We start from the raw sequence: 25,934 nt of genomic DNA, 5'->3' as shown, positions 1-25,934 counted from the left end.
GATCAACGATTAAAAGTAATATGGGATTGCTCTATATAACCTCGGGCGTATGGAATGAGGAGACAACCATTATGAGTACTGGTTCGATGCGTTTAGGGAATCGAACGTTTCGCGACTGGAAGAAAAACGGTCACGGTGCAACCAGTATCACCAAAGCGATTATCGAAAGTTGTGACGATTATTTTTATCAAGGTGCTATGCGGGTAGGGATTGATCGTATGAGCAACGGAATCCTGAGGATGGGGTATGGGAAAAAGACGGGGATTGACTTGCCGAACGAATTTATCGGAACGGTTCCGAGCCGTGCATGGAAACGGGAAAAATTCCACAAGCCGTGGTTTCAAGGAGAAACACTCAATATGTCAATCGGGCAGGGAGATTTCTTGGTTACGCCGATGCAGGTTGCCCAGCAAACGGCATTGATGGCGACAGGGTACCTCCCGATCCCCCATATCGCGAAAATGATCGGTAATACACCCAATACACCCGTTCCTTTGGATGTATTGACCCCGCAGGAGAAAGCCAAATTGCCGATTATCCAAAATGCGATGCGCGGCGTATGTAACGAACCCGGCGGAACGGCAAGGGCGTATGTCTCAACCCGCTTTCCGATTGCCGGAAAAACAGGAACGGCACAAACGACCGGAATTAGCCAAACGGTCAAAAATCGTTTGAATGAAAAAGATATGGAATACCTCAAACGTTCTCATGCGTGGTTTACAACTTACGGACCAGCGGATAATCCGCAATTCGTTGTAACGGTCATGGTTGAACACGGCGGGCACGGTGGGGAAGCGACCGGGGGAATCGTGTCGTCTATTTATAACAAACTCGATGAGTTGGGGTATATCAAAAAAACAAAACCTGAGAGTGATACAACTCCAGAGCAAGTCGCCCAATAAGTTTATTCTTCGAGTGTTCGGACGATTAAACTTTTGGGAAGAGAGAATATTTCGATGAGCTCAACCTCTTTTGCACGCATCTCACCGTTATCGACTTCATGATCGTATCCGAGCAGATGGAGCATGCCATGTATAAAGAGGAGTGAGAGTTCCTCAAAGTCACTGTGTCCAAGCTCACGAGCAACACTTTGAACCTTATCAATGCTAATAACGATGCTTCCCAGCGGTGCGCCCGGAAATGGGTCGCTTGGGAAACTGAGGACATCGGTCGCTTTATCGATACCTCGAAATTCACGGTTAATTTCTGCGATTTCGGTGTTATCCGTAAGGATGAGCTCTATCTCTTGTGAAGTTAATTTATCGGCAATTTTCTCCAGTAGGGAAAAATCGTAGGTATGTTCGGTTCGGTTGTCAAGTTCTATCATAGCGGTATTGTATCATAAGCCCATCCTTGCTACAATCTTTTTATGAATATGAAAAAAGCACTTTGTATTATGAGCGGAGGGATGGATTCGACCCTCGTCGCCTACATCATGCGCTCACGCGGCTATGAAATCGTGGCACTTCATTTTAACTACGGACAGCGTACCGTAACCAAAGAACTCTCCTGTTTCCGTGCAATCTGTGAGGATTTAGGGGTGAGTGAGAAATACGAGATCGATCTCGATTTTTTTAAAACCATCGGAGCTTCGGCACTAACCGATCATAGCATTGAAGTCCCTACTGATGGGATTAAACCTGGAGTACCGATTACTTATGTACCGTTTCGAAACGGGATATTTCTCTCGATTGCGACGGCGATTGCCGAAAAAGAGGGATGTGATGCTCTCGCCATCGGTGTCGTCGAAGAGGATAGCAGCGGATATCCCGATTGTCGGGAACATTTCATCGAAACATTCCAAAATGCGGCAAATCTCGGTACAAAAGAGACGACTAATATCACCATCGAAATGCCGCTGGTTCATCTGAAAAAATCACAAATTGTCCAAGAAGCGATTAAACTTGATGCACCGCTTCATCTGACATGGAGCTGTTACCAAAGCGAAGAGAAAGCGTGCGGTGTATGCGACAGCTGCCGATTGCGTCTGCGCGGATTTGAACAAGCCGGAGCTATTGATCCACTCGACTATGTTTAACGCCGAAAGCTCACCGGTTACAATCCACTATCGCCCGCACAATCGAAATACCTATATTACAATCAAGCATAACGGGGAAGTATCTGTCCGAACCCCTATCAAAGATGAGAAACGCGTGCGCTTGATTCTACGGGAGCGAGAAAACTGGATACGGACGAAGCTGAGGGATATAATACATACCGAAAGTTTGATACATACTCTCGGCGAAACGATCCGTTTTCGTGGAGAGTGCATTCCGGTGACACAGCTACCGAATCTCTCGGAAGTGCTCAAAAAAGCAAGAAATACGGTTGATATTGAAAAATATTATGCAAATTTTTACAAAAATGAAGCAATTTTAACCCTTCCTTCTCGCGTATCTCATTATGCACGAAAGATGAATCTACACCCCGAAGAGATACGATTTAAAAAGATGCGGCGTCGATGGGGAAGCTGCAGTAGTACACGTATCATCACTTTTAATATCATGATGATGCAGCTCTCTTATGAGCATATCGATTATATTATTGTCCACGAGTTGGCCCATCTTCGCCACATGAATCATTCAAAAGAGTTTCACGCTTTGGTGAGGACGACGTTAAGTAATGAAAAAGAGCTGCGTGCAGCATTGAAGAGGATACGAATCGGTTAAAAATCGAGTTCGAGCTGTCTCATAGAGGATCGTGAAGGGTTCAATACACTTTTGTCCACGCCGGCAACGAGGGCAAAATGAAAACTTTTGGCTTGTAAGATTGAGAGTACCTCTTCGGTGTAGCGGTAAAAAATAAAGTTCTCAATCCCTATGGTCAAATGCGATCGCATCGATTCGGGAAGAAGATAGATAATTTTCGCCCAAGAGGCTTGTGTATCCAAGAAATCGATCTGTTCATCAATAAGCTCCAATAACGGCTCAAAAATAACGACGCGGTCACTGCTTCCAAACTCTTTACTCTCAAGTCTGGAATTCGTAAATACGGGGATAAAATGTCCCATTTTGCTAAACCCTTTGATTTGAAACGGTATTCGTAAAAAGGTATAGAAAAAGAGGAGATGCTCCAAATAGGGGATGAAAAACGGTGAAAGCATCTGTCGTTCGTAAAAAGTATCGTTATGGATAAACGAGGTTTCAAACAATGTCTGCTCAATGATCGTGATCGTTTTCTCTTGCGCGCGGATGAGCTGAGAGTGTTCGATAAAGATATCCGAATCGGTGAGGGCAGGGGAAAAGAGGACAATCGATTTTTTCTCCAATGGCCAAAGCTTTTCCCATATTGCACTCATCGGCCCTTCGATCGAGGTAAAATTTGAAGGGGTAGATATCATGGTGGAGAGGTGCAGGGTAATGGCATCGCACGCATAAACCTGCAACTCTTTTTCCAAGAGATAAAAACGGAGAAGTTTTTTGAGGGCATTGTCAATATTGTCGACTTTGATCCATGCTACTTCGCTGTCGCAAATTTGGGTCGGTTTGTCAAACATGACACCGTATGCTCCGTTTTGGAGCGCTTGAGCAATGTCATCGGGAGAATACGCGATAAAAAATGATCCTCGCTTTACTTTCGAAGGATCGAAGACGACACTATCAAAAAGCGATACAGAGGGGTCACCTAAGAGTGTCCCTTTGCTCAGAGCGAGGATATTTTCGAGTCTCATCCAACCGAACTTCCGCTAAGACGTGGTTTTTCAGGACGGACAAGGCAAAGCCCCTCGGAATCTTTTGCGGCAAGGATCATCCCCTCTGAGAGAAGCCCCATCAGTTTCGCCGGCTTGAGGTTTGCGACAACACATACTTGGGTATTGATAAGTGACTCAGCACTGTAATACTCACGGATACCCGCCACAATTTGACGTGGTGACTCTTCTCCCAAATCGACTTTGAGTTTGAGAAGTTTTGAACTTTTTGGAACCTCTTCGGCATCTAAAACCGTTCCGATTTTAATGGATGTTTGGAAAAATTGATCGATCGTGATTAAGCCGTCTTCGGATACGGTAGAGACTTTTTTATCTTCCATTTTGGCTTTCGCTTCAGCTTTCGGAGCTTCTTCAATCATCGCTTTGGGAGCTTCGGCCATGAGAGGTTCTTCGACTCTCGGGAAAAGAGGAGGTATTTTTTTGATCGTGAACGCTTTTAGTAAGTCGCCGTTTTTGATCAAAGCAGTATAGCTTTCCGTAGAGATTTCAAAACCGAGCGCATCTGCGATTTTAGCCGTCGTCTGAGGCATGACCGGATGGAGCATGATCGAAGCTTTTGCGAGAAGATTGGCTACAAGAGCAACTGTAGCAAGTGCTTCATCTAAGCGCCCCTCTTTGACTTTTGTCCATGGAGCATGTTCTTCGATCGCTTTGTTTCCGATAGTGAATACACGCCAAAGTTCTTCGAGATAGCGGTGCGGCTGAAGTTCAAAGAGATAGGTTTCTGCTGTTTTTAGAATCTCAGCGACATCTGATAGCTCTTTAACATGATATTGAGCCACATGGCTGCTATCGACGTTAAAATCGCTGTATTTTTCACTCATACCGATGATGCGATTGAGCAAATTCCCCAAATCGTTCGAGAGATCGGAATTCATACGGTCGATCAAAGCTCGCTGAGAGAAATCGCCGTCTTGTCCGAACGGAACTTCACGCATCATAAAATAGCGGAAATTTTCAACACCGTAGGCATTCGATACTTCTCTCGGATCGACAACGTTTCCTTTGGATTTCGACATTTTTTCCCCATCGCGCGTCCACCAGCCGTGAGCCGCAATGTGTTTAGGGAGCGGCAATCCCAAGCTCATCAAAAATGCAGGCCAGTAGATAGCGTGAAAACGGAGGATGTCTTTACCGACAAGTTGTACGTTCGCCGGCCAAAAATTCATTTTTGATTCATCCGAGCCGTATCCGAGCGCCGTGACATAGTTCATCAATGCATCAAGCCAAACGTACATGACGTGGCGCGGTTCATTTAATGATTCAGGGAGGTGAACCCCCCAGCTAAAACTGGTTCGGGTGACGGAGAGATCGTTCAACCCGCCCCGTACAAAACTGATCACTTCATTGCGGCGTGATTTTGGGAGAATGAACTCAGGATGGGCTTCGTAATACTCCAAAAGCGGTCTTTCGTATTTTGAGAGGCGAAAAAAATAGCTCTCTTCTTTGACGATTGTTGTCGGACGTCCACAATCAGGGCAGCATCCACCGTCCATGAGCTGTGATTCAGGAAAAAAGGTTTCACAGCTGACGCAATAGTTTCCTTCATAGAAATCTTTGTAAATGTCCCCGTTTTCAAACATTTTCAAAAATGCGGCTTGAACCCCTTTTTTATGGGATTCGTCGGTTGTTCGGATGAATTGATCGTAACTAATATTAAACTCGTCCCACAGATTATGGAAGGTTGCGCTGATCTCATCGGCAAATTGCTGTGTCGGTTTGTTTTGTTTTTGGGCGGACTCTTCAATCTTTTGGCCGTGCTCATCCGTACCGGTAAGAAAATAGGTCTCCATACCTACCATTCGTGAATATCGTGCCAGCGTATCGGCAATAAATGTCGTATAGGCATGACCGATGTGTGCTTCGCCGTTGACGTAATAAATAGGGGTAGTAATATAGTTTTTCATTTATTTTCCTTGTTAAAAATCAAACCCGCCGGTTTCACCTTTGGACATACTCTCATATACGCTTCGGACATATTTCGAGCGTACTTCACAGCCGATACAGAGTTCACACTCATAGCAGCTTTGGACGTTATGGTCGCTTTGGCACTTTTGCAAATCGATCAAAGCCGAATCGAGCTTCTCTTCGTAAGTCTCATTGTGCTCCGGCATAGACACTTAATACCTCTTTTACTTCCTCATTGGAGCCGAAAAAACACGGACTGGTGTCGTGAACATGGCGCGGATTTTTCTCCAACACCCGTTTTGAACCATCTATCGCTTTTCCGCCCGCTTTTTCGAAGATGAATGCAAACGGGAACACTTCAAACAACATCCGAAGTTTCCCCTCTGGTTTGTCGCTCGCACCCGGATAGCTGAATAATCCGCCCCCTTTGAGGAGGATTTGGTGCAAGTCCGGTACCATCCCGCCCGAGTAACGGAGACGATATCCGCGTGTAAAGAAACTATCAATCATCGCTTTGTGGTACGGCGCCCAAAATTGCTGTGTTCCGCCCGGTGCCATGATTTTCCCTTTTTCGTTCAGATGGATATGCTTGACGAACTCAAATTCTCCGTTTTGGAGTAGATAGAGTGAAACATTGTTCTGATCGGCAAAAACGAGCTCAACACGTGGTCCGTAGACGACGTAGCAGCTTGCAACCATTTTGCTCGGGGTGAATTCACCCTCATAGATTCCGAAGATCGATCCGACGCTGAGATTGACATCGACCAAAGAAGAACCGTCCAGCGGATCAAACGCGATAAAATAGTGACCGTTTTCATTGAGAACCATCGGTTCTTCTTTCTCTTCGCTCGCAATCGTGTGAACACCATCGACACGGCTAAGCTCTTCTTCGATGATCAGGTCGCTTTGGATGTCGAGCTGAAGCTGAGTTTCACCGGAACTGTTTTGTTCTTGGGAATAGCCGATGTCTTTCACATCAATTGCGTGTTTGATCCGAATAGCACTTTTTTGGATCGCGTCTAAAATAACGTTCATTTCATCACCTTTGCATGTTGTAAAATCCACTCGATCACTTGATCGGGGTTGTTGAGATCTAAAATATCGACTTCACTCGGAATCGAATAGTGTGCAGGATCGATACTCTCATCGATCGCCAATGCGTTCATATAGGGAAAATAGTCGGTGTCAATCGATCCACGAAAGATACTGATGCGCGGAAGCGGAAGGTTTTTCAATCCCTCTACCAGCAGCACATCAAAATCGCCGAACAGCTCTACCAATTCGTCAAGTTCTTTGTGGCGTTGTGAAAAATAGGTGGTACGGGTAGGGGAGGTGACGATCACTTCCGCCCCCGTATCACTGAATTTGTAGCTATCCTTGCCGGGGACGTCAAATTGCGCTTTGTCTTTTGGATCGTTTTTGATAATGGCAACTTCCAAATGGTGCTCATGGATCAATTTTCGGGCAACTTTTAGAATCAGCGTTGTTTTTCCGCTGTTCGAGGGACCCGTGAATGCTATGGCTAAACGTTTTTTCAAAAAACAGACCTCTGAATAAAATAGGGGATATTATAATCAACAATCATTGAAAGTTGGTTAAGGCGAGTTGACGTATAATAACGATTATTCGATGATCAAAGGAATAGCATGCGTTTTTCAGTGGTAGCCGTAGCAGCGTTATTGTTTTTTGGAGGCTGCGCGAAGCAGGGGGCATTTGATTTATTTAAGATAGACGAAACGCATGAACGAGCCGTTGAAGAACTCCGAAGTGGTGCAATTGTGCTCTCGTTGGAAACTAAAGCGATTATCTCTTCTTTGTATTTGAACCATACCGATCCTGCAACGTATCATGATGGGGAAAACTTTATTGTATCGGTCTATTTTGCAAACGATGACAAAAGCTACAAAGTACGTGAGTTGGAATCCAGCGGGTTTCAGTTAACCCTGAACGGAAAAAAAGCGACAACTATTGAACCTTTGGGCGAAAGAGATCCACGACGTGCTCTCATGCCGATCCAGAATAACTGGAATCGCTATTATTACGTTCAGTTTACTTCAGAACCAAATTCTTCTTTAGCGCTTCAGCTCGAAAAGAATCAGACTGGGTCGGTTGTATTAAATTATCAAAAATGGCCTTTAATTGAACCGGCTCACCTAAAATCTGTTTATAAATGACGTAATTGGCAAGAACTCTCTTGCCGTATTCTCGGTTTTCGTCGTTACCGATGAGTTCCATACTCAAAAACGGCTCAAACTCTCCCGGTAAAAATCGTCCCCCCTCTGTCAATAAACGTTTAGTTGATCCTATCCCTCCGTTGTAGCCGTAGGCAATCAGAATCGGATTATGCAAATTATTGATGAGATGCTGCAGGTGTGAAAGCGAATAGGCGATATTGATTTCCGGTTGCAGCATATCAAAATAGGTGGTCGGCTTCATCGGATGAACTTTGCTGATCGAATCGACGTTAAAGGGCATGAGCTGCATGAGACCCAGTGCGAACGAGCGAGAGATGAGTCCCGGAATAAAACGGGTTTCCTGTCGCATGAGGGCATATACCAACGCTTTTTGATCGTTCGTGAGATTCGTCATGTACTGATCGTAAGGCATGGTGAAATTGTGGATATAAGGCTCATAGGTGCGTTCGAGAACATACGCTTGTACCGCTACCGAATCATCACCGTCACAGCGTTCGATGAGTGCTGCAATCGTTTCAGGTTTGGATGCCTTGACCTCTTCGGCAAACTCTCTCCATTCAAAGGGGTCTATCCCTTTGATGCTGTCAGTTTTATGGACGGTCGGCAAGGTGGTAAAATAGTTTTCTGTCGGTAAACCAAGCTGCTCTCTGGCATAGAGGACGTACATGTTGATATCAAGGCTTTTGGCAAGCTCGTTGAGATAGGTCTCCTCTTTGGTGATTTGATAAAGCCAAAATGTGCATTTGTCTCGATCAATCGGGGAATAGAAACGCCCTTTTGCCTCCATGAGATGTTCAAGAGCAATATCGAATTTTCCGTATTTTATGGAGTTCATCGCGAGGAAAAAATGGGTTTGCGGATCAAAGTGTCCCCCTGAGAAAGCACTGAGTGATACTTGCATCTGATCCATAGACGGGTCTGTGACACTGAGGAAAACAATTTGAGAAAAAGAGGGGCTTTTGCTAAGGCTGTCCAAAACATCCGGTGAAAGGGTATGATTAAAATATTGACGACGATATGGGATACCGGCCAAACGAAACACTATCGTTTCGTTGGCGAGATTCTCTGTCGAAGTAAATAGGCTCTCCTGATTCATTGCCCGAAGCCATTCGGTATTTCCGAAACGGTTATTGAGACGTGCCGCAATCGCTTCACGTTCTTCTGGCTTCAATGCTGTTGCTTTAGCCGGAGAGAGTGCCAGCATCAGACAATCGTCTTGTTCGATAAGTGGGAGATTGCAGGCTTGTTCCCGCATACACGATGCGGTGTATTTGACCTCAGCCTCATCGGTTTTGGCGGCATAGTCGAATAAAAAACGTTCGTTGACGTTTTCGACCTGATAAAACGCTTCGGATGCTTCAGTAGCATTGATATCTTGATGCAAAAATTGCCAAATGAGAAAGTTTTTTTGACGTGATGCGGGTTTGTCATTGATTTCGTTGAGGGTAACTGCCCATGTGCTGGTTGTCACCAGTAGTAGGGCTAAAATAGAGGATCGGATCATGATGACATGACCACCGCATTTATGACGTTGACCAAAATGACATCGACGACTTGGAGCAAAATCACCAAAATCAATGGGGCAAGATCCAGTCCGTTGAAAACTGTCGGCATGAGGCGTCGAAGTGCACGATATGCGGGTTCCGTCAGACGGTAGATAACTTGTACTATCGGATTGTACGGATCGGGGCGTACCCATGAGAGGAGTGCCCCGATGATTAACACCCAAATATACATTGTGATAAGCGAATGGACAATACTGCCCAATCCTGATGCGATGCCTGCGATCATTTGACCACCTCTTTTAGATAATTTTTAATGTAAGTATATAAATCGCCCAACTCCGGCCCCTCTTCGGTTCCGCTGATAAGGAGACGCAACGCTCTGAGCAGAGTATCTTCCTCAAGGGCACTTTTTTCACTCAAATACCCTTTGTAGGCATCATAGTCGTCAAAATGGGGAGCTTTTTGGGTAAGAGTACGCAACGTTTCAAAGGCATTTTTGTACTTTTCGGGAACTGTTTTAGGGGCAAAAATTGCTCCGATTGCAACACGAAGTTCTTTGAGTGTGCTTGCTTTTTCCAAAAAGAGTTTTGCGAGATTGCCGATCTCTTCGTCGGCAAATCCGACATAGCGGGAAAGCTCTTTGGGATCGAGACCTTTGAGATGTTCGCGATTGATAGATTTGAGCGTCTCTATATCAAAATGCAATGGAGTATTTGAGAGGGCTTTTAAATCGAACCATTTGATCGCCTCTTTAAGATCAAAAATTTTAACAGGCGTTGTATTTCCCATCACGATGAGATAATTGGAAATGGCATCCGGTAGATATCCCTCTTCAAGGAGCGATTTGACGCTTATCGAATCATCGCCGATAATGTTGGGTATGTGAGCGTATTCGATTTTTTTGGTATAACCCAGTGCCTCATGGATCGCAATTTGTTTGGGCGTATCGCTCAGATGATCTTCACTGCGAATAATAAAAGAGACATCAGAAAGCATATCATCCACCGCACATGCGAAGTTATAGGTTGGAGATTTATCGGTATTCAACAAAATGAAGCTGTCTATTTCATCAGGAGTAAAGGTCGATTCCCCCTTTATCATATCATCGAGCGTGATCGAATGAGCAGGTTTTTTGAGACGAATCGTGAACGGATTTGGATTATCGATGACCTCTTCGGGGAGAAGGTTTTCACACGCGCCGTCATAGCAATAAGGTATCTTGTTCTCTTCGGCAGCATTACGTTTCGCATCGAGCATTTCTTTGCGGCAAAAGCAATTAAACGCTTTTTTATCCTGAAGAAGCTGTAATGCCATCGCACGATGAAATCGTATATTGTTGCTTTGGAGTTGTTGTTCTTGATAGTGAATTCCGAACAAAGATAAAATCTCGAATATCTCTTTCTCTTTGCCGGGGATAGTGCGCTCTTGGTCGGTATCTTCGATACGGATTAGAAGCGGCTCTTCCCGCTGAAGGGAACAAATATAGTTGAATAATGCGACGCGAAGATTGCCGATATGCATATCTCCTGTCGGACTTGGAGCGAAACGGAGCATACTATTTCCCAAATTTTTTTTGAAATATTAGCAAAAACTGTGTTCAAGCTAACTTTGTTCGTATTTAAAGTCCCGTAAGCTCGATGTTAGGGTACAATATACAATAAGAATTTTAAGCATTAGCATAGGGAAGAAGGTGTCGATTCAAAAAATTGCCAAATACGCTAAATACTTTGATTTGATTGTATTCCATGAACCTGACATAACCCCGTCATTTCGTGAAATTTCAAAAAAACTTTTCCGTTCTGCTGAATTTATCACCACGGAACACATAAATCAAAAGATCCCTTTTTGTTCCCATTTGCTGATTGTATTTGGCAGTTATAATTTTCTAAAGTCTACCGAAGTACGCAGTGCTGTCACAAATGCGCAAGCCTTTGAAAGTTTTGTGTTTACACCGGATACGTCCAATATCAACATGTACAAGTTGGCGTTGATGTTCCGATCATTTGGTGTCGATCAGCCTCCTGCCGATGATGATGGTTTTGCTATGTCGTTGATGGGAGTTTTTTCCTCGCTTATCAAAAAATACAACGACTCTATTTTGACACATTATGAACGGAACATATCTGAGTTTTCAGAACATTTTTTTTGGATTTACAAAGAGGGAAAAACGGTTTATGCCAACGATACACTCAAGCGTAAATTGGAGATCAAGCAACTAAGCGAAGTGGATCAGCAACTCAATATTCCTGAAATATCCTCTTTGGTAAAAGCATCGGGAACATCACAAAAAATTGTCCGTAAGCTGATTTTAAACGGAGAGGAAAAGGATTATTTCATTGCTCATCAACCTCTCAAAGAGGGGGAATTTCTTATAACTATGGTCCCTTTGAGCGGCAATGTGAATGAGAACAAAAAACAGCTTCATAATCGGATGAATTTCATTGAACTCTTGAAAAATGCGTTTGTTGTCCATGTGGGCGAAAATGAACCGATCCCCGTTCTTATCATGTATATAGAAAATGGTGACAAAATTATTGAGATGCGAGGGGAAGATGTTTACAATGATGTGTGCAAAGAGATTTTGAAGCACATTGAATCCGCCTTCGATTCGGATATTGAGATAGCTCAATGGCACAAAGATATCTTTACCCTTTTAGCATCGAGTATTCCTTTCTCGACACTCAAACAAAACCTGGAATCTTTTCATCAAGGGTTGAATATCGAGTTCTCTGTAGCCGGTGTCTCTCCGGTCATCAATTCGTATATTATTGATATGCATGGAGTGGAACTCAACCGAGCCGTCGGAATTATCGATCACATTAACCAAAAACAGCTCTTTTCACGAGATTTATCGCACTTGATCCATTTTGAAATATCGGCTGCTGAACATGAGATCGACGATCATCAGCAAGCAATCCATTATCTTGAAAAAACGATTTTGTCGAATACCTCGGTTAAGCTTCTCAATTTTTACAAAGGGATACGGATTAATACGGCTGCAAAATTGATCAAGATCTCCGATGACATGGTTTATGTAGCGATTGAAAAAATCCAAGGCTATGCGATGAGGCTGGAGCAAAATGTCGTTATTCAAGGCCCGAATATCCCTTTTGATATTCTAGCAAGCGTCAAAATAGTAGACATAGCGAAAAAAATTGCGGTATTAAGCAAATTTGAGCCTTTGGAATCATCCGGAAACAATCGCCAATATATCCGGATCCAAAGCGATCACCGTATACATGTGACAATATCATCAGGAAAAAGTGTCATATCCGGAACCATTTTAGATATGTCGATCAAATCAATCGCATGCAAATTGAGTGTATCAAAACTTCCGCTGAGGGTAAACGCACCGGTCAATTTGCATTTTACCCTTCCTCTGGAAAGTGCAGAAGAGGGGATGGTGAATATGAGTGTCGCAGGAAAAGTACAGTACGTTCAAGAGGGTGACGATTTCACGAAATTAGTCGTAGAACTCGATTTGATTGAACCGTATGAAAGTAATTTGATCAAGTATATCTATGCCCGACAGCAGGCACTCATCAACGAGATCAAAATGATCGCCAATAAGCTTTGACGATCACACTTTTTGACTGAGCGCTTCGATGTGTCCCGAATCGCCCAAGACAACCAGAATATCCCCTTTTTCGAGAATATCGTCTTTTTCGAATGAGGTGTGCCAAATACCTTGGTGTTTGTAGGCGATCGGTTTAACTTCAAATTCTCCTTCGAAGATCGGAGATAAAATCGAAATTCCGACCCAAAACGAGGGGACGGTGAGCTTTGCGATTTTCATCGTAATGGAGAGGTCGATCGTCTCATAATGCATATTTTTGACCATTTTTTTGACGATTTTTTTCGCCGATTCCATCTCCGGATAGATTACTTTCGCTGCACCGAGTTTGGAGAGAATCTGGCCATGCACGGTGGTAATCGCTTTGGCAATAACCGTTTCAACACCCAGCTCTTTGAGTGCCATGACGGTCAGGATGCTGGCTTCGATATTTTCTCCGATACTCACGACGGCAACATCGACGTTTCCGATTCCTGCTTCTTTAAGCGCTCTCATATCGGTTGAATCTAAGATAACCGCATCTTGTACGTATTCGTTGACTTCGCGTACATGATCCTCATTTAAATCGGCTACAATGACATTCAGTCCTTGTTGTGCCAACCCTTTGGCAACATGAAATCCAAACTTTCCTAATCCGATTACTGCATATGTTTCCATCTTATATAATCACCTTTCCTTCTGCATATTTGATACGGCTCTCCGCCGCTTTCCCCACAATGATAATCGTAAACGCGAATACACCGACGCGACCCATCAGCATCAAGACGATAATATTGATTTTACCCCAGTCGCTAAAGAGGGCACTGTAACTTAAAACACCTCCATTTCCGGTAGAGACACCGACGGTACCGAATGCCGATGTCGTTTCAAACAAAATACGCAGAAACGGCAAGTGTTCGACTTCGCTCAAGATGATCGTAGAGACGACTACATATATAGATGCGACAAAGATAACCGCATACGCTTTATTGATTTGATACGATGAAAGAGAACGTCGAAAAATATGGGCACTGCTCTCTCCACGGAGCGTGTACCACACTCCGATCAATGCCAATGCAACCGCGGTTGTTTTGATACCGCCCGCAGTTCCTCCGGGGCTTCCCCCCGTCATCATGAAAAAGGTGGCAAAGAAGAGATTCGAATCGGTGAGTGTGGAAAAATCGATAGTGTTAAATCCAGCCGTGCGATAGTTGACCGATGCAAACCATGCGGCTAAAATCTTTTCATACGTGCTTAGAGAACCAAATGATTTTGGGTTGTTCCACTCCAATGAGAGAAGGAGAAACATCCCTAATAAAATCAAAATACCACTCATCCAGAGTGCGATTTTGGTATGGGTAGAGATACGGACAATCCGATTTTTTTGAAAGTTGTAAATTTCAAGCAGTACCATATATCCAAGTCCGCCGAGTATCACCAAAAAAGGGATAGCTAGATTGATGACCAAATCGCCGCGATATCCCATCATATTATCTCTAAAGAGTGAGAAGCCGGCGTTATTAAACGCGGAAATCGCATGAAAAGCACCAAACCATAATGCTTTTCCAAAAGGCATGTCTGCCCAAAAACGGAGTGTCAAAATAACCATTCCGACTGCTTCGATAATGATGATGGAGGTAAAAACGATTTTTAAAAAACGTACCAAACCGTCCATACCCGGGTAGTTTAATGACTCTTTGAGAATGAGACGATCACGATGGCCGATTTTTTGTTTTCGCATAACTGCCATAAAGGTGACTGCCGTCATATAACCAAGACCGCCCAATTGAATGAGCGTGAGGATGATCGCTTGACCGAATAAGGTAAAATCAACCGGTGTATCTTTGACAATGAGTCCCGTCACGCAAACGGCAGAGGTCGCTGTAAATACGGCATCAATAAAACGGAGATGCCCGTTATGTGCAAGAGGGAGCATGAGGAGTAATGCACCGATGAATACAACTGCGACAAAGCTGAAAAGAATAATTTTAATTTCTTGAGTATGTATGCTGAATCCTTATCTAAGAACGCTAATAAAAGTATAATGCTACGAAATTAATAAACTCCTGAAGCTTTTTCTTTGTAGGTGTCAAACACTTCATCCTGAGCCGGAGCAAGCTGGAAGTAGCCGTCGAGTTCACGGTGTTTGGCCTGCAAGAGAGCTTCGAAATCATTTTGGGTAACCGGTACATTGTCTTGGAATTTATCCAACAAAATGGTGTTGTTTCCGAGTAAAACGAGATAACTCATGGTTCCGTAATCGAGCATTGCAACCGTATGGGAATTGTCCAGCGATTTTTGAAATCGGATATGTATCCCTCCGCTATCGGTGCTGATAGGTGCTTTGTTGGAAGCAGGAGCAGGCTTGCTCTCGGATGCAGTGGATTTATCAAAAAGCCATGGTGTTTTTGGCTCATGCTTCATAGCGTCGGTTCGTTTGGCAATGTTTTGTTTGAGCCAGAACAAAATAGCGATTCCGATGACCAAAATAGCGATGACGACATAGTAGCTTTGCTCGAATTCATTCCCTTTTTTGGTTGGAAGCGCCCCAACGGTTGTAGCATCGGGCGAAGCGATCGTCCCCAGAGGATTGGCAGGGGCGGAAGGGCTTATGAAACGCAAGCGCAAGCCGTATGAATCAGATGTTTTCGAGGCTTGCATGATCACATCGTTCGAAACGTCGGCAGTAATTTCGGTATGATCTTCTTTTGGTGAAATGGAGAGCTTGCTGAGATATTTCGATGTTAAGGTTTTCACCTTCGGATCATCGATAAAAGCCTCTTCAAGCTTGATCGTAAAGGTGTTTCCGACACGATTTTGGCGTAATACACCCTCATAAGGGGTATCGAAGGTCAGCATTACATCGACACGGTCATTGCGGTCATAAATGTTGTAGCTCAGAATTTTAGCACCCCATAAAAATGCGGGTAGAAGAAGTAACGGTACTAAATATCTCATAATCTCTCTTTTGACAGGTAATAAAGTACGGCGCTCGAATCGAGCACCTCATTGATACGGATAGCTAAGTTTTTTTCATAGACCATAACTTCGCCTTTTCCGATAATCCGGTTATTGACATAGGACTCGACACTTTCGCCGGCAGGTTTGCCAAGATCGATGACGGACCCTTTTTCAAGTCTGAGAATCTCTTCTAACGATAGGGTAGTTTGACCCAAATCGGCGACAAATTCGACTTCCATATCAAGAAGTCCGTCGTAATCCATCCACGATAGTTCTGTTTCCGGATCAAAGGTATGATTTTTTGGGAGGTGCTGTTGAGTATCCACAACTGTTTCGTCCATATTTTAGAGCCTTTGCAATCCGATCATCATTTCTCCGCCGTCAACGCCAATTCGTTGCTGCTCATCGATACAGAGATGTTCAATCTCCTCTTGAGACACAATAAGTGGGGTCGAAATACGTATAGCGGTTTGATACAACTCACCTGCAAGAACTTTTGCATTTCCAACAATCATATTCGTGGTTTCCAACAACATATCAACGAGAGTCTCCTCATCGCTGTTTTCTTCACCTAAAAAAATAGATGCGATGGTTTGAATGAGAGTCTCATCGCATCCTATGAATGCCCTATGTATTTCGCCCTCAGCGGTTTCAACATCAATGTAAGCAAGAAGTGTTCTCTTTTTTAATGAAGATGGCGAAAGATGGTAAGGTAATCGTATTTGGTGAATACAAAAATTGGTTGCAGCCTCAACAAGGATAGGTAACATTTGTTCTCACTCTATATTTTTTTAACTTATGACTGGTTGATTATAGCGTAAAATCAATTCATATTGACAGGTATTACTTGAAGTACAGACGGGGTATAATCGCGCGGACGAAAAAGAATGGACAAAGAAATAACATGACAATAGAATTGGCTCTGCTGGGAGTTAGCGTCGGTACACTCTCTGGTTTCTTCGGCATCGGAGGCGGTACGGTTAGTGTCCCGATACTCCTTTATTTGGGGTTTGGGATCAAAGAGGCGATCGGTATTTCGGTAACACAGATGGTCGCTGGATCCCTGATGGCTGGATGGCTACATCATAAAAACCGAACGTACAAGATCAGTGACGTTAAATATTTTGGATACGGCGGCATTGTAGGAGCTATTGTCGGAGGATTGTTGGTAAAAATACTCCATTCGAGTATACTGGAGTGGCTGTTTCTCTCTATCGTTGCGTTTACGCTTACTAGATTGGCATTTTCCAATCCTGTTCCGACCCGTCCTGAGGTTGTTCATCGGCCTCTGTATACGTTGGTCGGAAGTGGTATCGGAGTGTTTTCGGGGATGTTGGGGGTAGGGGGATCGATTTTGATGACACCGATTTTGGTGAGTTTTATGGGGTTTCCACTCAAGAAAGCCTCTGCCGTTGGGCATTTTTTTGTCATTTTTTCGTCTATTTCGGCATTTTCTACCCTTTTGTGGTTGGGGATGATCAACCTAAAAGCAGGTCTCATTATGGCTTTAGCTTCCTTGATCGGAACGGTTATGGGGATTTGGTTGCTTCATCAAATCAAAGTCACCCATTACAAGCAAATATTGGTAGTTTTTTATATTGTTATTTTTGCTATTACGGCATACAAACTAATTACGGGGTAAATTATGGATTCAATCAAAATCATCGGCGCAAAAGAACACAATCTAAAAAACATTTCACTTGAAATTCCAAAAAATAAGCTCGTGGTCTGTACCGGTATCAGTGGAAGCGGTAAATCAACCCTCGCGTTTGATACCCTTTATGCCGAGGGGCAGCGCCGCTATATCGAGTCGCTCTCCTCGTATGCACGCCAGTTTTTGGATCGGGTCGGAAAACCGGATGTCGATAAAATAGAAGGACTAACCCCAGCCATCGCGATTGACCAAAAAACGACTTCTAAAAATCCCCGCTCAACGGTCGGAACCATCACCGAAATCTATGACTACCTTCGCCTATTGTATGCTCGCTTAGGGGTGCAACATTGTCACTTGTGCGGTAAAAAAATCTCCAAAATGTCGGCTCAGGACATCATCGATCAGGTTTTGAAGCTTCCCGAAGGGGTAAAAATTGTGATTTTGGCACCGCTGGTTCGGGAGAAAAAAGGCTCATTTACCGACATACTCGAATCGTTACGTCATAAGGGGTATGTGAGGGCGATGATTGACGGTGTCATGGTTCGAATGGATGAAGAGATTGAACTCTCTAAAACGAAAAAGCATTCGATAAAAGTGGTTATTGACCGTCTCGTTGTCAAAGCCGACAACCATGACCGTGTCGCACAGGACGTTGAAAAAGCGCTCAAAGAGTCCTACGGAGAAGTTGAGATCGAAATCCAAAATGCCGAAGAAGTAGGGATGAGTGATAAACTGATACATTACAGCGAGCACAGCGCGTGTTTTGACTGTAAGGTGAGCTTTGATCCATTAGAGCCTCTTTCGTTTTCGTTTAACTCACCCAAAGGGGCATGTTCTGAGTGTGACGGACTCGGTATCCGGTATGCCCTCGATTATGACAAAATCATCGATTCCGAACTCCCGATCGAGAAAGGGGCGATCAAAATCGTTTACGGATTTAACAAGGGATACTATTTCACCTTTTTAAAAGCGTTTTGTGCGGCAGAGGGGATCAATATCACCGTACCGTTTTATGCTCTCGAAGAGTATCAGAAAAAAGCGATTCTCCACGGCAGTGTGGACGAAGTAGAATTCAAATGGCAAGATCACCCGATACGACGGGTCTGGCCGGGGATCGTCCGTATCGCGTATGATATCTTCAAAGACGAAAAAGATTTAGCCGATTATATGTCCGAAAAGCCGTGTAATGTGTGTAACTCCCATCGTCTCAAACGCGAATCCTTGGCGGTACGTGTAGCTGGAAAAGGGATCGCAGAGGTGATCTCGATGCCGCTCAAAGATTCGTATGCATGGTTTGCTGATCCGAAAACATTTGAGTATCTCAGCGATCAAAATACGATGATCGCTACCCCGATTTTGAATGAGATTCGAGAACGCCTTTTCTTCTTGTTTGATGTTGGATTGGGATACCTCTCACTTAGCCGCGATGCCCGCACCATCAGCGGAGGAGAAGCCCAGCGTATCCGCATTGCAAGCCAAATTGGAAGCGGTTTGACGGGAGTCATGTACGTTTTGGATGAGCCGAGTATCGGACTGCATGAGCGCGATACCCTAAAACTGATACGAACACTTCGTTCATTGCAGGAAAAAGGGAATACGGTTATCGTCGTCGAGCACGACAAAGAGACGATTGAGCATGCCGATTACATCGTCGATATCGGGCCTGGTGCGGGGAAATTCGGTGGAAATGTTGTCTTTTCGGGCACTCTGGAAGAGATGAAACGTTCCAATACGCTCACAGCCGATTATCTCTCGGGACGAAAGAAAATAGAGTATTTCTATCGCCGTCCGCAAAAAGAGTGGGTTAGTGTCAATAATGTTACATTAAATAATATCAATAACTTATCAGTCAAAATCCCCCTAAATAATTTTGTGTGTGTGACAGGGGTAAGCGGCAGTGGAAAAAGTTCTTTGATCCTCCAAACTCTATTGCCTGTGACACGTGAAATTCTCAATCATGCCCGCAAAATCAATCGGGTAGCCGGCGTTGAAGTCCAAGGGCTGGAGAAGCTTGATAAAGTGATTTATCTCGATCAAAGTCCGATCGGTCGGACACCGCGTTCCAATCCTGCAACGTATACAGGGGTGATGGATGAGATTCGTAACCTATTCACCAAAACCAAAGAGGCGCAAATTCGCGGCTATACCGCTTCACGCTTCAGCTTTAATGTCAAGGGGGGGCAGTGTGAAAAATGTCAGGGGGAAGGGGAGATTAAGATCGAAATGCATTTCCTCCCTGATATTATGGTCAAATGTGATGCGTGTCACGGAAGCCGCTATAATCTTCAAACCTTGCAAGTCGAATACAAAGGGAAAAATATTTCGGATGTTTTAAACATGTCAGTCGGAGAAGCGCTCGAATTTTTTGCCCCCATTCCGAAGATCAAAGGGATTTTACAAACCCTCAGCGATGTGGGACTTGATTATATCACGTTAGGGCAAAATGCCGTTACTCTCTCAGGGGGTGAAGCGCAGCGTATCAAGCTTGCCAAAGAGCTTAGTCGCCGCGATACGGGTAGTACCCTCTATATCCTCGATGAGCCGACGACGGGTCTGCATTTTGACGACGTCAACCGCCTCACAAAAGTACTCCATAATTTTGTGGAGCTTGGTAACTCGGTACTGGTGATCGAACATAATCTTGATATGATCAAAAATGCCGATTACATCATCGATATGGGACCTGAGGGGGGGAGCGGAGGCGGATTGCTCGTTGCCGAGGGAGATCCAGAAAGTGTTGCGCGTGATTGGGAAAAGACGGGAAGTTTTACCGGAAAATATTTATCTCTTGAATTAAATAAGCTATAATAACTGTAATTGTTTTATTTAGAGGGTTTATATCTATGAAAAGTTCAATCGTAAACAGTATTCAATCGTTGCCTCCGCTCCCAAAAACTGTCATAGACATGCAAAGAGTGTGTAACGATCCGAATGCTTCAATCAAAGATTTGGTAAAAACGGTTGAAACGGATCCTATGATTGTCGCCAATTTGCTCAAAGCGGCAAATTCTCCGTTGTACAGTTTTCGTCGCGAAATTATCAACGTATCTCAGGCAGTTTCGTTATTCGGCATGAGTATGACCCGTTCTATAGGGATCGGGAATTCGGTACGAAAACTTCTCAACGTAGATATGGAGCCCTATGGGATTACATCGGATCGATTCGCCGAAATTTCCTCGATGCAGGCAGCTTTGGTGCATGAGTGGTATACCAAAATTGACCGTGCTAAAGCCGATAAACTTTTCTTGGCAACCTTTTTGCAAGAGACGGGAAAAATTATTATCGCGAGTGACGTTATCCAAGAGGATTTGGCGACCAATTTCAAAGCGGATATTATTTCGGCTATCGATATCTCTTCTGTTGAGCGATCTTACATCCAAGAAACCACCGCGACCGTAACCGCAGCGATTTTTACCCACTGGAATTTTGATAAAGAGTTTATCGAGATGATTCGGTTCTCAGACACACCTTCTCGTGCTCCTGACGAGGTGAAAGAGTATGCCACCGCGCTCAATATCATCAAAACAATCGTACCTGTCAATAATCCGTTCGGAGGGCACGGTATCTCTTTTGGCCTGAAAAAAGCCGAAGAAGCTGGATATGATATGCCAAAACTTCAAGGGGCAATTAATTCGGTCCTTGAAAAAATAAACGCCTAATAAAGACAGTTTATGACTCAACCTACCGTAACGATAATCGACACTTTTGGATTTTTTTTCCGCTCCTTTTACGCGCTCCCACCTCTCAAAAATAAACAGGGTTTTCCTACCGGACTGCTAACGGGATTTATCAACTTTATCGCCTCGCTCCACAAAGACCACAGCAGTGACTATTTGATTTTTGCCCTCGATGCCAAAGGGCCGAGCTTCCGTGCCGAAATTGACCCCAATTACAAAGCCAACCGCCCACCTGCACCCGAAGAGCTGATTATGCAACTCCCTATTGCCATCGAGTGGATCGATAAAATGGGGTATAAATCGCTCTCAATGAGTGGGTATGAAGCTGACGATATGATTGCGTCTGTGGTACGTCAGGCACGTCAACACGGCTTTTTGGTTCGTGTCGTGTCACACGATAAGGACCTTTATCAACTGATTGATGACGATCGGGTTGTTTTGGTCGATGCGATCAGCAAAAAAGTGATGAATGAGCGCCACTGCGAAGAGAAATACGGCGTTCATCCGCGCCAGTTTATCGATTACCAATCTCTCATCGGTGATACCGCCGATAATGTCCCCGGAGTCAAGGGGATCGGAAAAGTAACGGCGCAAAAGCTCTTATCGCAATTCGATACCCTCGATGCCCTCTATGAGCGACTCGAAGAGGTAACTCCCCTTCGGATCAAAGGGTTACTGGAGACCTATCGCGATGATGCTTTTCGCTCCCGCGAACTGGTGCGTCTCAAAAATGATGTTTTCGATCATCTGGATTTTTCTGAGTTTGCCATGCATTTTGATAATCCGTTTTTACCGATTTATGACGATTTGGTTCATTATGAGATGAATGCGGTATTGCGTACCATCAAAGCAAAAGCACTCTTCGAGGAGGCGCAATCTTCCGCTACACCTGCAAAAGAGACCAAAATCGAAGTTCCACTCTGTGATTCCGTGGATGGTTGTAGCATTCTATTGGATAATGATGAAGCACTGATGCAGATTATCCAAGCCATCCCACAGGATGCGATAGTTGCTTTTGATACTGAGACGACGGGACTCGATCCGAGTAAAGATCATTTGGTTGGTTTCAGCTTCAGTGTGGATGGAAAGAGCGGCTATTACGTTCCTATGATGCACAGTTATCTAGGAATAGGGGATCAGGTAAGTATTGAAGTAGCTAAAGAAGCGATTCGAGCGATCTTCGAGCGCCGTGTTATCGGCCATAATATCAAATTCGATCTCCATTTTATCACCCGATTTTTAGCGGTAGATCGTCTTACGATTTACGCGGATACGATGGTGCTTGCATGGCTCACCGATTCGGCGCGTTCGCTCGCGATGGATAACCTCGCCCAAAACCTCTTGCACCATGAGATGATCCATTTTAAAGACACGGTCAAAAAAGGGGAAAACTTCGCCTCCGTCGCGATTCAGGATGCGTGTGAATACGCGGGAGAAGATGCGTTTATCACCTATCGTCTTTTCAACGTACTTCGAGAGCAACTCTTACTTAAAGGCGGAGAGGGAGCGCTTGAAGAAGCGTTTAATGTCGAGTTCCCTTTTACCTTGACACTTCTTGGGATGGAAAAAGAGGGGATTGCGGTCGATACGGCAGTGCTGGAGACCTTTAAAAAAGAGGTGGCATTAGAGATCGCAACACTGACCGAACAGATTCACAGCGCGTGCGGAACCGTATTTAATCTCAACTCTCCGAAACAATTGGGAGTTATTCTTTTTGAGACGTTAGGGCTTCCTCACGGTAAAAAGACCAAAACCGGATACAGTACCGATGAACAAGTATTGGAAAGATTGCAGTTTGAACATCCGATGATTCCGATGCTCTTGCAATACCGCGAATACCATAAGCTCTATTCGACCTATATAGAGCCGCTCATTGCACTGGCGCAAAATGACCCTGAGTCTCGTATTTATACCTCGTTTGTTCAGACGGGAACCGCAACGGGACGACTGAGTTCTAAAAACCCGAATCTCCAAAATATCCCCGTCAAGACGGCGTTGGGAATGCGCATACGCGAAGCGTTTGTTGCACCACGTGGGAAAAAACTGATCGGAATCGACTATTCGCAAATCGAGCTTCGGCTCCTCGCCCATTTCAGCGGCGACAGTGTGCTAGTCAACGCTTTTAACGAGGGACATGACATCCATATGCAAACGGCGATGGCGCTGTTTGGTGAAGCCGAAGCCGCAAGCAAACGTAACATTGCCAAAACAGTCAATTTCGGGCTGTTGTACGGGATGGGTCAGAAAAAGCTCTCCGATACGTTGGGTATTACGACCAAAGAGGCAAAAGAGATCATCGAGCGCTATTTCGAGACATTTCCGAGTGTCAAGGGGTATTTCAGCGGCATCGTTGAGCAGGCCAAAGAGATGGGCTATGTCGAGACACTGTTGCATCGCCGCCGCTATTTTGATTTCGGCAGTGCCACTCCGATGCTCAAAGCGGCTTACGAGCGCGAATCGGTCAATACGGTATTCCAAGGCTCCGCATCCGATCTCATCAAGCTCTCGATGAACAAAATCGATGCGATGATCCGCACTGAAAACCTCCGTGCGAAAATGCTCTTACAAATCCACGATGAACTGATTTTCGAGGTGGATGAGGATGTGGCGGAGCTTTATGCCGCGCGCTTTGTCGGGGTAATGGAGAGTATTTTAGAACTGCGCGTTCCATTGAAAACGTCGATGCATATCGGAAATCACTGGGGCGAGTTGAAATAAATTCAAAAGAGGTATCATGATTGTCTATATACACGGTTTTGGAAGTCACGGTAACGGATCAAAAGCGATCGCTCTGCGAAACTATTGCAAAGCACATACTATCCCGTTCATTGCCCCATCCTTATCGACGATCCCCGATTTGGCGATACAAACCGTAGAAGAGCTGATAGAGGCATTTCAACGATTCGAAAACGTCTCGTTGGTCGGTTCGTCATTGGGAGGATATTATGCGATGTACCTTTCCAACAAATACAATATTCCTTGCGTCTTGATCAATCCTGCCGTCTATTCGTATAAAACACTCCAGCGAGCGCTGGGAGCTTCCCCTAATTTCTACGATCAAAGCACTTATGAATGGACTGTAAAGCATTTGGATATGCTAAAGCAATATGATATTGAGTCCTATCAAGGCGAAAATGCTCTATTGTTGCTTCAGAAGGGTGATGAAGTGCTTGATTATGCCGAAGCGGTAGCAAAATTGCCGAAAGCACACATGATCATAGAAGAGGGCGGTGATCACGGATTCAAAGGGGTTGAACGCCATTTTGATAAAATCGTTGAATTTTTAAACAGTTCAAAAAAATAAAATTATCGCGTAGGAGATCATCATGGTCGAAAAAATATTAGCCAATCTCGAAAAATCCAACTGTGCAACGGACAATACATTTTTGCAAGCAGTCAGCGAAGTTTTGACATCTCTTGAACCGATCGTCAGCAGTGATCCTCGTTACGGACAATATTCCATTTTGGAGCGTCTGGTGACACCCGATCGGGTGATTGCGTTCAAAGTTCAATGGATTGATGATCAAAACCGAGTTCAGATTAACAACGGCTATCGTATCCAATTTAATAATTCGTTGGGACCCTACAAAGGTGGACTACGCTTCCATCCAACCGTTACGACGGGGGTATTGAAGTTTTTGGCATTTGAGCAGATATTTAAAAACTCTCTGACGGGTTTGCCGATCGGCGGAGCAAAGGGAGGGAGCGATTTTGATCCCAAGGGAAAAAGTGAAATCGAGATTATGCGCTTTTGCCATGCGTTTATGCGTGAACTTCATCAATACATCGGGGCACGTGTCGACGTTCCTGCCGGAGACATCGGAGTAGGTTCCAGAGAAATCGGCTATCTCTTTGGAGAGTACAAACGGATCACCCGTCAATACGACGGAGTGCTTAGTGGCAAACCCTATGCGTTCGGCGGATCACTCATGCGTCCTCAGGCGACTGGATACGGTGTGGTCTATTTTGCCCGTGAGATGCTGCAGGTAGAGTTGCAGGAGAGCTTGGAGGGAAAAATGTGTACGGTGAGCGGTGCGGGGAACGTTGCGATCCATACGATAGAGAAGCTCCAACAGCTTGGTGCCATCGTCCTCACGTGCAGCGACAGCGACGGTGCGATCTATGATCCGAACGGAATCAATTTGGCGTTGCTTCGCGAGCTGAAAGAGGGTGGAGCACGTTTATCGCTCAGCGAATACGCGACGCGCATCAGCGGATCGGTGTATACCCCTAAAGCAGACTACCCCAAAGATGCCCATGCCGTATGGCAAATCCCTTGTTTCGCGGCATTTCCGTGTGCAACCCAAAATGAATTGACTCTCAATGATGCAAAAAAACTGATCGAAAACGGTTGTGTCGCGGTGGTCGAAGGGGCAAATATGCCGACACTCCCCGATGCGATCGAACTGCTTCAACGTGAGGGAATTTTGTTTTCGCCGGGGAAAGCCTCCAATGCCGGCGGAGTCGCGGTGAGTGAATTTGAAATGTCTCAAAATGCATCGATGGAGAAGTGGGATTTTGACAAAGTGGATCGTAAGCTCGATGAGCTTATGCGTCAGATTTATAAACGTGTTTCTCTGACGGCAAAAGAGTACGGCGTAGAGCGAAATTTTGTCGATGGTGCCAATATTGCCGCTTTCAAACGGGTGGCTGAAGCGATGTTGCTTGAAGGCGTATAAATATTAATATTTAATTAACAATTATTTACGCAACTCCCCCTACAATACCGAATATTTTTCACATAGGTTGACCATGAACAAAGTTCTCTCTTT

24 protein-coding genes are annotated in these 25,934 nt (G+C 44.6%); 10 read left to right on the top strand and 14 right to left on the bottom strand.

All coding sequences use genetic code 11. The features are described 5' to 3' along the window. On the top strand, positions 1–902 hold a 902-nt coding region (locus JHC35_RS01505), incomplete at its 5' end, for a penicillin-binding transpeptidase domain-containing protein (RefSeq protein WP_295041612.1). Positions 903–904: 2 nt separating this feature from the next. On the opposite strand, the gene ybeY is transcribed toward JHC35_RS01505, so the two are convergent. Further along, entirely contained in the window at positions 905–1,327 is a 423-nt protein-coding gene (gene ybeY, locus JHC35_RS01500; RefSeq protein ID WP_295041611.1) for an rRNA maturation RNase YbeY, read from the bottom strand. 42 nt (positions 1,328–1,369) lie between these two features. On the opposite strand from ybeY, the gene queC reads away from it, so the two are divergent. Both queC and JHC35_RS01490 read left to right on the top strand, forming a co-directional pair. Next, positions 1,370–2,038 carry a 7-cyano-7-deazaguanine synthase QueC gene (gene queC / locus JHC35_RS01495; protein WP_295041610.1) on the top strand — a complete coding sequence of 223 codons (669 nt, stop codon included), beginning with the start codon at positions 1,370–1,372 and terminating at the stop codon, positions 2,036–2,038. Then, a complete protein-coding gene (locus tag JHC35_RS01490) occupies positions 2,031–2,669 on the top strand; it encodes a SprT family zinc-dependent metalloprotease (RefSeq protein WP_295041609.1) in 639 nt (212 codons plus the stop codon). The genes queC and JHC35_RS01490 overlap by 8 nt, the downstream gene beginning before the upstream one ends. On the opposite strand, the gene JHC35_RS01485 is transcribed toward JHC35_RS01490, so the two are convergent. From JHC35_RS01485 to gltX, 8 genes are all read right to left on the bottom strand, one after another. After that, positions 2,666–3,670, bottom strand: a complete 1,005-nt coding sequence (locus JHC35_RS01485; RefSeq protein WP_295041608.1) for a hypothetical protein — start codon at positions 3,668–3,670, stop codon at positions 2,666–2,668. The two genes, JHC35_RS01490 and JHC35_RS01485, sit on opposite strands and share 4 nt — an antisense overlap. Continuing rightward, a complete protein-coding gene (gene metG / locus JHC35_RS01480) occupies positions 3,667–5,616 on the bottom strand; it encodes a methionine--tRNA ligase (protein WP_295041607.1) in 1,950 nt (649 codons plus the stop codon). The genes JHC35_RS01485 and metG overlap by 4 nt, the downstream gene beginning before the upstream one ends. 12 nt (positions 5,617–5,628) lie before the next feature. Further along, complete coding sequence (locus JHC35_RS01475; protein ID WP_295041606.1) at positions 5,629–5,823, bottom strand: hypothetical protein; 195 nt, start codon at positions 5,821–5,823, stop codon at positions 5,629–5,631. Next, positions 5,807–6,652, bottom strand: a complete 846-nt coding sequence (locus tag JHC35_RS01470; protein WP_295041605.1) for a class 1 fructose-bisphosphatase — start codon at positions 6,650–6,652, stop codon at positions 5,807–5,809. The genes JHC35_RS01475 and JHC35_RS01470 overlap by 17 nt, the downstream gene beginning before the upstream one ends. Beyond that, positions 6,649–7,155 (bottom strand): molybdopterin-guanine dinucleotide biosynthesis protein B, encoded by a 507-nt coding sequence (mobB, locus tag JHC35_RS01465; protein ID WP_295041604.1) that lies wholly within the window; start codon positions 7,153–7,155, stop codon positions 6,649–6,651. The genes JHC35_RS01470 and mobB overlap by 4 nt, the downstream gene beginning before the upstream one ends. A 511-nt stretch (positions 7,156–7,666) precedes the next feature. Continuing rightward, positions 7,667–9,316 carry a lytic transglycosylase domain-containing protein gene (locus tag JHC35_RS01460; RefSeq protein ID WP_295041603.1) on the bottom strand — a complete coding sequence of 550 codons (1,650 nt, stop codon included), beginning with the start codon at positions 9,314–9,316 and terminating at the stop codon, positions 7,667–7,669. Beyond that, a complete protein-coding gene (locus JHC35_RS01455; RefSeq protein ID WP_295041602.1) occupies positions 9,313–9,603 on the bottom strand; it encodes a YggT family protein in 291 nt (96 codons plus the stop codon). The genes JHC35_RS01460 and JHC35_RS01455 overlap by 4 nt, the downstream gene beginning before the upstream one ends. After that, positions 9,600–10,871 carry a glutamate--tRNA ligase gene (gltX, locus tag JHC35_RS01450; protein ID WP_295041601.1) on the bottom strand — a complete coding sequence of 424 codons (1,272 nt, stop codon included), beginning with the start codon at positions 10,869–10,871 and terminating at the stop codon, positions 9,600–9,602. The genes JHC35_RS01455 and gltX overlap by 4 nt, the downstream gene beginning before the upstream one ends. 136 nt (positions 10,872–11,007) lie before the next feature. On the opposite strand from gltX, the gene JHC35_RS01445 reads away from it, so the two are divergent. Next, positions 11,008–12,894 (top strand): PilZ domain-containing protein, encoded by a 1,887-nt coding sequence (locus JHC35_RS01445; RefSeq protein WP_295041600.1) that lies wholly within the window; start codon positions 11,008–11,010, stop codon positions 12,892–12,894. Between the two features lie 3 nt (positions 12,895–12,897). Here JHC35_RS01445 and JHC35_RS01440 read toward each other — a convergent pair whose 3' ends face one another. From JHC35_RS01440 to JHC35_RS01420, 5 genes are all read right to left on the bottom strand, one after another. Beyond that, complete coding sequence (locus tag JHC35_RS01440) at positions 12,898–13,548, bottom strand: TrkA family potassium uptake protein (RefSeq protein ID WP_295041599.1); 651 nt, start codon at positions 13,546–13,548, stop codon at positions 12,898–12,900. Between the two features lies 1 nt (position 13,549). Further along, a complete protein-coding gene (locus JHC35_RS01435) occupies positions 13,550–14,854 on the bottom strand; it encodes a TrkH family potassium uptake protein (RefSeq protein ID WP_365996473.1) in 1,305 nt (434 codons plus the stop codon). 71 nt (positions 14,855–14,925) lie between these two features. After that, positions 14,926–15,828, bottom strand: a complete 903-nt coding sequence (locus tag JHC35_RS01430) for a hypothetical protein (RefSeq protein WP_295041598.1) — start codon at positions 15,826–15,828, stop codon at positions 14,926–14,928. Continuing rightward, a complete protein-coding gene (fliN, locus tag JHC35_RS01425) occupies positions 15,825–16,172 on the bottom strand; it encodes a flagellar motor switch protein FliN (RefSeq protein WP_295041597.1) in 348 nt (115 codons plus the stop codon). Before fliN ends, JHC35_RS01430 begins: the two co-directional genes overlap by 4 nt. A 3-nt stretch (positions 16,173–16,175) precedes the next feature. Next, entirely contained in the window at positions 16,176–16,601 is a 426-nt protein-coding gene (locus JHC35_RS01420) for a chemotaxis protein CheX (RefSeq protein ID WP_295041596.1), read from the bottom strand. Between the two features lie 134 nt (positions 16,602–16,735). On the opposite strand from JHC35_RS01420, the gene JHC35_RS01415 reads away from it, so the two are divergent. Genes JHC35_RS01415 through gdhA form a run of 6 tightly spaced genes read left to right on the top strand, consistent with a single transcriptional unit; the run spans position 16,736 to position 25,841 of the window. Next, positions 16,736–17,473 carry a sulfite exporter TauE/SafE family protein gene (locus JHC35_RS01415; protein ID WP_295041595.1) on the top strand — a complete coding sequence of 246 codons (738 nt, stop codon included), beginning with the start codon at positions 16,736–16,738 and terminating at the stop codon, positions 17,471–17,473. A 3-nt stretch (positions 17,474–17,476) separates the two neighbouring features. Beyond that, positions 17,477–20,293 carry an excinuclease ABC subunit UvrA gene (gene uvrA, locus JHC35_RS01410; protein ID WP_295041594.1) on the top strand — a complete coding sequence of 939 codons (2,817 nt, stop codon included), beginning with the start codon at positions 17,477–17,479 and terminating at the stop codon, positions 20,291–20,293. A gap of 35 nt (positions 20,294–20,328) precedes the next feature. Further along, on the top strand, positions 20,329–21,144 hold the full coding sequence (locus tag JHC35_RS01405; RefSeq protein ID WP_295041593.1) for an HDOD domain-containing protein: 816 nt from the start codon (positions 20,329–20,331) through the stop codon (positions 21,142–21,144). 12 nt (positions 21,145–21,156) lie between these two features. Then, on the top strand, positions 21,157–23,880 hold the full coding sequence (gene polA / locus JHC35_RS01400) for a DNA polymerase I (RefSeq protein WP_295041592.1): 2,724 nt from the start codon (positions 21,157–21,159) through the stop codon (positions 23,878–23,880). Between the two features lie 16 nt (positions 23,881–23,896). Continuing rightward, entirely contained in the window at positions 23,897–24,466 is a 570-nt protein-coding gene (locus JHC35_RS01395; RefSeq protein WP_295041591.1) for a YqiA/YcfP family alpha/beta fold hydrolase, read from the top strand. Positions 24,467–24,485: 19 nt separating this feature from the next. Beyond that, on the top strand, positions 24,486–25,841 hold the full coding sequence (gdhA, locus tag JHC35_RS01390; protein WP_295041613.1) for an NADP-specific glutamate dehydrogenase: 1,356 nt from the start codon (positions 24,486–24,488) through the stop codon (positions 25,839–25,841). Positions 25,842–25,934: the final 93 nt, after the last annotated feature.

It is taken from the genome of Sulfuricurvum sp., from assembly GCF_022759005.1.
Lineage (GTDB): Bacteria > Campylobacterota > Campylobacteria > Campylobacterales > Sulfurimonadaceae > Sulfuricurvum.
Note: the sequence above shows the minus strand (reverse complement) of the source record. Positions and strands in the feature narration are given on the sequence as shown.